This is a genomic window from Nocardia tengchongensis (genome assembly GCF_054781395.1).
The window spans coordinates 1-1,193 of record NZ_BAAGUM010000029.1 but is presented as its reverse complement, the minus strand read 5'-3'; the positions used below and the strand labels follow the sequence as shown (position 1 = coordinate 1,193).

Below are 1,193 nucleotides of genomic sequence, written 5' to 3'. Positions count from 1 at the left end.
TGATGATCACAGCAGGACTGCGGGCGCTACCGCCGCCTGGTGACGCGTGAACTCGGCTGTGCAGAACGCCTCGGCCGGTGTGTTCCACCCGAGGACACGGCGGGGCCGGTGGTTGAGCTTCGCGGCGATCGCGTCGAGGTCGTCCTGAGTGAACTTCGACAGGTCGGCGCTCTTGTGCAGGTATTGGCGCAGCAGGCGGTTGGTGTTCTCGTTCGTGCCACGTTGCCAGGGATGATGCGGATCGCAGAAGTACACCGGCATCGACAATGCTTCGGTGATCACGGTGTGAGCAGCCATTTCTCGGCCGCGGTCCCATGTCAGTGATCTGCGAAGTGATGCCGGCAACGTGCCCATGTGCCGAGCCAAGGCCTCGGCGACCGCATCGGCTTTGTATCCGTCGGGCAGTGCGATAACCATCGTGTAGCGGGTGGCACGGTCCACCAGCGTCGCCACTGCCGAAGGGCGCACTCCGAACACCAGATCCCCTTCCCAATGCCCGGCCACCTCACGGGCATCGGCCTCGGCGGGACGGTCGTGGATGGAGACCATGTTCAGAATGCGTCCACGACCGTGCGACCTGGCTTTGCGCCGCGGCCGGCGGAACGGGCGATCGCCTCGCAGGTGATGAAACATGTTGCGGTCGAAAACTTTACGTGTCGGCATGTAAAGGTCGCGGTAGATAGTTTCGTGCGAGACCCACTGCATGGCATCTTCGGGATGGCAGCGGCGGAGCCACCGGGCGATCTGCTGCGGCGACCAATCCTCGCCCAGCAGAGCCGCGACCAAGCCTCGAAGCAACGTATCGGTGGCGAGCTTGCTCGGTTTCGGTCGCCGCGCCCGCTCGAACGCGGCCGTATCGGCGACCACAGCCCGATACACGCCTCTGCCGCCATTGCGGGCGATCTCCCGCGACACCGTCGACGCCGACCTGCCGATCCGTTGCGCGATCACCCGAGCCGACCAGCCCACCGCAATCCCACGCGAGATCTCCTCCCGCTCAATTAACGAAAGGTGCCCCGCCCGCCGTCGACGAGGACTCGGCCGGATCCCGCCACTGGCACGCAGAAACCGGCTGACTCGCGGATGGGTACTGCCCACAGCCTCAGCGATCATCATCAGCGACTCCCCGCCACGCCAGCCGTCCCACATTCGCTGCTGTTGATCAACACTGAAGCCAACCACTGCGCCCATCA

1 protein-coding gene is annotated in these 1,193 nt (G+C 64.9%); it reads right to left on the bottom strand.

Going from position 1 to position 1,193, the window contains the following annotated elements:
* Nucleotides 1–6: 6 nt before the first annotated feature.
* Complete coding sequence (locus ACYVKL_RS39175) at nt 7–1,191, bottom strand: IS30 family transposase (RefSeq protein WP_379174406.1); 1,185 nt, start codon at nt 1,189–1,191, stop codon at nt 7–9.
* Nucleotides 1,192–1,193: the final 2 nt, after the last annotated feature.